Origin of the sequence: Psychrobacter glacincola (assembly GCF_965118485.1) — a bacterium.
Classification (GTDB): domain Bacteria; phylum Pseudomonadota; class Gammaproteobacteria; order Pseudomonadales; family Moraxellaceae; genus Psychrobacter; species Psychrobacter glacincola_D.
On record NZ_CBCPJH010000040.1, the window covers coordinates 23,377 to 29,395 of the forward strand.

A 6,019-nucleotide genomic window follows, 5' to 3' on the forward strand; every position below is an offset into this window, starting at 1 on the left:
TAAGTAAATTCAAATCTCGTATATTCAACTTTAAATATGCAATTTTTGTTCCATAAAACATATTAGCCATGAAGCTCTAATACTTCATTTTCTATGAAAATATTAAATCGTTTATTATTATTTGGTGATATTCATTAATGGTCAATTTAGTCGTTAATATAATGCGAGGGTAACATATTAGCAACATAATAGTAATTGCCAATAAGTGTCGTTAGCGTTTATGAGTGACTACCATGCGCCAATGCATAAGCATATAGATAATAATCACCGTGGGATTTGGAAGTGGCTATAGATGGAACTATAGACATTGACTGGGAAAGCAACACTGCAGCGCGACCTAACGCTTGCAAGCTAGCCCCTGTAGTCGCTACATCATCAAATAAGATTAAACGCTTAACGGGAGCGGGCTCGATTAGGGTAAAGGCATTGTTTAGATTACTTAAGCGTTCAGCACGCGTGAGTCCTTGCTGGCTGACTGTATCATCAGTACGCTTAACATCCTGCCATAGAGGAATATCCCAGTGTTTAGATAAATGCGCAGCCAAAATACTAACAGGGTCAAAACCACGTTTGATAAGACGCTGATTGGTCGTTGACATGGCAACAATGACACTATTATTCTGATGACAGCCGTGAGGGCGCGGCATTTGGCGTAGTGCATGTAGCAATAATGGCAACTTTGTCATGTCCTCATGATGCTTAAAGGCTCTGATAGCTTGGCGCATCGGATAATCATAATAAGTGGCTGCTTGAATATCGAGCGTCATGCCAGATGCAATATCAACAGTGAAAGGTTTTGGCAGCCATTTAATACTATGATGGCAGCGGGCACATAAAAATCCGCTACTAAAACGCTGATTAAATTGCTTACGTATATTGGTAAAAAATGAATGCTGACTGGATAAGGAAGGGTTTAATAAGGAGTGACTTTGTGAGAGCTGCGACTGCGGTAGGCTACGATAAACCGCGCATAACTGGCAGCGTATATTGAGATACTCTGCCAGCCATAGACCCGTTTGATAAGGTGCTAAGTAACGCATAATCTGCTGTCACTATAACGATAGGCACCGATATTATAAGCGTTGATACTATAGCCCTTTCCAGTCATTTAGTACGATACCAAAGCCGATAGCGGTGTTTTCGTAGTTATAATCAACGATAGACTCGCCATAACCTTGGAATACTTGCACGAAACCATTGACGTTTTTCGTCAATGGATAAACATAATCAATTTGGGCAGCACCTTTATTGGTACCTGGATTGTAGCGCAACGTCCCACTTAGGCTCTGTTGATTTGGCAAATCATATAAGAACTTGATATCGCCATAACCCATGAAATCCTCGATATCTGGATTGTCTTCACTGCTACTGTCTTCGTTATTCACACGCGCCCATATGCGCGGTATGACCGATAACTTGCCCCACTCAGCGCCTGCCATCAGATAAGCACGATTCCATGAACGTGATAATGGATCATCTTGACCGTTTGAATGGTGAATAGCACCTACTCCAAGCATGCGTAAGCGCCCACCAAACGGTAGATTTGCCGTCACAGGCTGTGTCAAAAATATCTCCGGCTGATAATCAGTTGCTCGAAATGGTCGTGAATTATCTTCGTTATAAACTTGCCAATGCGACTCTTGGGTATAACCGAACCACAAATCAGCATTGGTATTAAACAAGTCTTCTGCGACTTTAGTTTTCAATGATAATTGAAATTTTAAGTCCGTGTTACGCACATCATTTGACGTGAAAGACTCAGGCTCTCGCGATGGCGTAGTGGGATTTAAATTAGGGTCAAAGGTATAAAACAGCGGCATCACATAGGTTGGACGGTACGGTCTAACTGTCCATATACCGCGCTCGCTGTTTTTATCAAGATCATAAGCTAAGCTTAGCGGCGTATACTTTTCAATATCTGCTTGAGTCACACCGACATTTTCTAATACTTCTGCCTCTCTTTGTGTCAGACCAATCGTATCTAAACTTTCAGTTTCAGCAGAAAGGTTTGTCTCACTATCTTGTGAAGCGTTACTAGACAATTTTTTAGCGATAGCATTGCCGTTAGCAGTTTCAACAGTACCACTTCCTTCTGCTAACACTACCTGCGGGTTACCTGAAAGCGTACTTTGAACTGTTTTAGCCAAATCTAAGGGCTGTTTACCCGTTACATAACTTGGCGTCTTGCCCTGTTCAGCAACCTTATCAAAACATGCTAACCTAGCAGAGCTAGTCTGCACTTGGGAACATTCAAAAAACAACGCGGCTTGCTGAGCGACGAACTCTTTGCTGACCACATTACTATTTTGCGCAGCAGCATTCGCAGGCTGCTGGTTTCTATTCTGTGGCACTTCATAACCTTCATATTCAAACGCGGCTTCTGGAAATGGCAGTGTTTTATTATTTTTAGTTGTATTAGCAGCCTGCGCTTGTAGCGCGACACAACTGAGCGCAATGCCCACAGCGATAGACAAAACGCACTTATTCGTTTGAATAATGATTTGTTTAGGCGCTTTGCTATTATTAAAAAATGGGCGCTGCGAAGTAATATTGGAAAACATAAGTATCCTTTATCCCACTGAGCATCATTAACCATAGTGGTCGTCAGTAGAATATATGAGATGATTGATATAACCATTAGCGATGGCGCTAAACAAGAATAGAAAATCGATAAAGCTTAGATATTATTGGAGATAAAAATTTGCCATAGCACGGAATCGCGCGCATTTAGCAATGTTGCTTTATTGTAATGAAAATGTACGCACTATACTAGCTTTATTGATGCATTAGGCACGTGTATATAAGCATAAGTGTGGTAAAACCAAATACTTATAAATGCTCTATTATAAAAGACGTATGGCTTAAATTACGTGTGAATAAAATAATTTGCAACGCCATTCATCATATCAAACATGCCATTTATAAAATACTTTAATAGCTCATAGATACATACTGCTGTAATACATGCAAAAAAGCCAACATACCGTCATGGTACGTTGGCTTCGCTAATTAGCATTTATATAATCAGCAAAAGATAAAATCCTTTAAGCTAATACTTATTCATTCAGTGCCGTTAAAGTTTGCTCAAACTCAGCGCGACCAGTCTCGCCTACTTGTTTTTTTACCAATTGACCATCTTGATAATACAGTAAAGTTGGCGGACCAAAGAGCTTATACCGCGCTAAAATCGCTTTAGAATCCGCTGTAGTTTCTGTAATATCTAATCTTACTAGCTGCCAACCTTGCATTTGCGCAGGGCGACTGGTAAATAAGTTTTTATCCATAATACGGCATTCAATACACCAATCAGCGGTCACATCGACCAAGACTTTAGGATTAGCGGCGGTGATAGCATCCAATTCTGCCAGCGTCGTAATGTGTTTATCTGAGGTGTTTGATGCACTGTTTTGAGCAGTAGCTTGACCATCAGCAGACTGTACTAACATCGGAGCCGAACTTAACGACTCTAATGGATGTAAGCTATCATCATTGCCGAGTGCAGCGCCAATAACCAAAGTAGTTGCCCAAATACCAGCAATCAAACCAATAGCTTGCGAAAGCATTCGACCTTTACCAAGCCAGCTACATGCCCATGTCGCTACTACCATAAACCATAATGCCCATACTAGCAGCATCAGCGGTGATATAAAGACACGCTCAATCAGTAATAATGCCACGGCAAATAATAGTAAGGCAAAACCTTGCTTGACCCAGTTCATCCACTCGCCTGCTTTTGGCATGATACTGCCTTGGGTAGCACCGATTAAAATCAGCGGCGCTGACAAACCAAAACCAAGCATAAATAATGCAGCAAAGCCTAATAACGGATTACCAATCGTTGAGACAGCAAGTAGCGCGCCAAATAATGGCGCTGACACACAAGGCGATACTACTAACGCCGATAGAAATCCGGCCGCTAAACTGCCGCCTGCGCTACCAAGCTTACTATCACCTGCTTGGCTTAAGCCTTGCATCTTACTAGTGATAAAATACGGTAGACGAATCGTAAATACCTCTAACATATAAAGAGCAAGCAAAATGAATACTATCGCAAAGCTAATCAAGATTATCGGGTTTTGTAGCCAACCAATAATCCCTAATGATTCACCAAATACGGCAATCACCGCACCTAAGATGCCGTAAGCGATAGACACCCCTATCGCATAGCTAGTGATTAAAATAACGCCTTTTCTAACCGTTGGATTCTGCTGACGGGCGACAATATTAGCGACAATCGGCAGCATCGGTAGCACACAAGGCGTAAACGCTAAGCCAAGTCCTGCCAAAAATAACAACCCTAATGCTAACCAAGGGTGCTTAGCTAAACCAAACGGATCACTTTCTTCCAAGTTATTGGCGACTACCGTATCATTGGTTGCAGCATTATTATTTGATACTTCGGAGTCTGCACCAGAAATCGTAGTGGCACCCGTCAACTCGCCTTCTAATGAATCATCTTCGAGTAAAGCATAGTCAACCACCTCATCATCCGATAGCGTTTGTTCTGCTTCGAGACTATTCTGTTCAAGCGTGTTTTCTGCAAGGTTATTGGCTTCAAGACTACCTGCTTCAAGACTATTGGCATCTGCTGCATTTGGCGTTTCTGATGTTACAGAAGTGCTTGCTGCTGTACTACTTGCAGTACTTGCAGCATTTGACGTAGATACCGCCGCAAGATTAACGGTGGTTTTAATTTTTTCTGGTGGGTAGCAAAGCCCAGCTTTGGCACAGCCCTGCCAACCAATCACTACCTCTGCATTGTCCACACTTTTACCGCTGCTGCTAGTCAAAGTGGTGGTTGCAACCATATTTTTTTGATCAAATACTGGTACTTTGCCAAAAGTGGGATCATCAATTAAGACAGGCTTTTGACTAAATTTAAAAGGTGCAGCCGTAACGCCAGCAGGTAAGATCAGTTTAAGCTGATTTTTATAAACGTAATGCTCTGGCGTGATATCAAAATTAACGGATAACTGGGTCCCAGATTTTGCGGACTTACTGCTACTGGTGACCTGAAAAGCCTTATCCACTGACAAAAACTTCGCTTGTCCAGCACTTTCATTGCTACTAAATAGGTCGCCCAATCCTGCCGCTTGCGTCGTCATCGTCGTCGCACTCAACCCTACCGCCAACGAGCTACTGGCAATGGTTAATGCCAATAGATACGATTTCTTTCTAGTATTTTTTTTTGTTGATAACGGCTTTTTTTTCATTTCTTTCATTGATAACGTTTGGATTGATGATATGGTTTTCGCGGTCTTGATGGACATGAAGGGCTACCTATTTATAACGACTTTATAAAGACTGTGTAAATCAACTTACTCGTTATCTTCTGATTACTAACGTTTGGCTGCGATGTTGAGCGTGGTTTTAATTTTCTCTGGCGGATAGCATAGACCTGCTTTTGCACAACCTTGCCAGCCAATCATAACAGGCACATTCTTTGCTGCTTTGCCATTTTTGGTGGTTAGCATGGTGGTTGCTACAATGGTTTTTTGGGTAAATACAGGCACTTTACCAAAGGTTGGATCATCAATAGAAACCGGTGCTTGGCTAAAGGTAAATGGTGCCGCGCTGATACCTTTTGGGAAGTTTACCGTCAGCTTATCTTTATAGACGTAATGACCTGGCGTAATGTCAAAAGTAATTGATAACTGGGTACCTTTAGTAGTCGCTTTATTACTACTAATGACTTGGAACGCTTTGTCTACTGGCAAGAATTTTGATTGCTGAGCGCTATTATTGCTAAACAATTCATTCAAACCTGCCGCCTGAGCGCTGATAGATGTCATTGATAAAGCCGCCATCAAGGCGGACGTTGCCATTGTAAGTATGGCAAGCGCATAAGACTTTTTAGTAGCTTGTTTGCTAGCAATAGCTGCTGTCGCTGTTGGTATTTTAATAGACATATGATTACCTCGGATGGCTTTAAGAAACATTGTTCTGAATACTGATTCAATTAAAAATCTATTTATTTGGTATTGCTGATGTTCTTGACCCCCTCCCCTCCCTAAAGCGA

The 6,019-nt window shown here is 41.7% G+C and carries 4 protein-coding genes; all 4 read right to left on the bottom strand.

Features of this window, described 5'->3' with window-relative positions; genetic code table 11:
* Positions 1-218 precede the first annotated feature (218 nt).
* The gene (locus ACMHKH_RS12625; protein ID WP_413520993.1) at positions 219-1,040 is read right to left on the bottom strand and encodes a ComF family protein; all 822 of its coding nucleotides are present in this window, start codon (positions 1,038-1,040) and stop codon (positions 219-221) included.
* 48 nt (positions 1,041-1,088) lie between these two features.
* Entirely contained in the window at positions 1,089-2,561 is a 1,473-nt protein-coding gene (locus tag ACMHKH_RS12630; RefSeq protein WP_413520994.1) for a phospholipase A, read from the bottom strand.
* Between the two features lie 495 nt (positions 2,562-3,056).
* Entirely contained in the window at positions 3,057-5,270 is a 2,214-nt protein-coding gene (locus ACMHKH_RS12635) for a protein-disulfide reductase DsbD domain-containing protein (protein ID WP_413520995.1), read from the bottom strand.
* Between the two features lie 69 nt (positions 5,271-5,339).
* The coding region (locus tag ACMHKH_RS12640) for a protein-disulfide reductase DsbD N-terminal domain-containing protein (RefSeq protein ID WP_413520996.1) at positions 5,340-6,019 on the bottom strand (680 nt) is incomplete at its 5' end.

Bases quoted from the DNA above. Each gene is read 5' to 3' on its own strand.
- ACMHKH_RS12635 (WP_413520995.1), bottom strand. From the start codon at position 5,270: ATGTCCATCAAGACCGCGAAAACCATATCATCAATCCAAACGTTATCA.
- ACMHKH_RS12630 (WP_413520994.1), bottom strand. From the start codon at position 2,561: ATGTTTTCCAATATTACTTCGCAGCGCCCATTTTTTAATAATAGCAAA.
- ACMHKH_RS12625 (WP_413520993.1), bottom strand. From the start codon at position 1,040: ATGCGTTACTTAGCACCTTATCAAACGGGTCTATGGCTGGCAGAGTAT.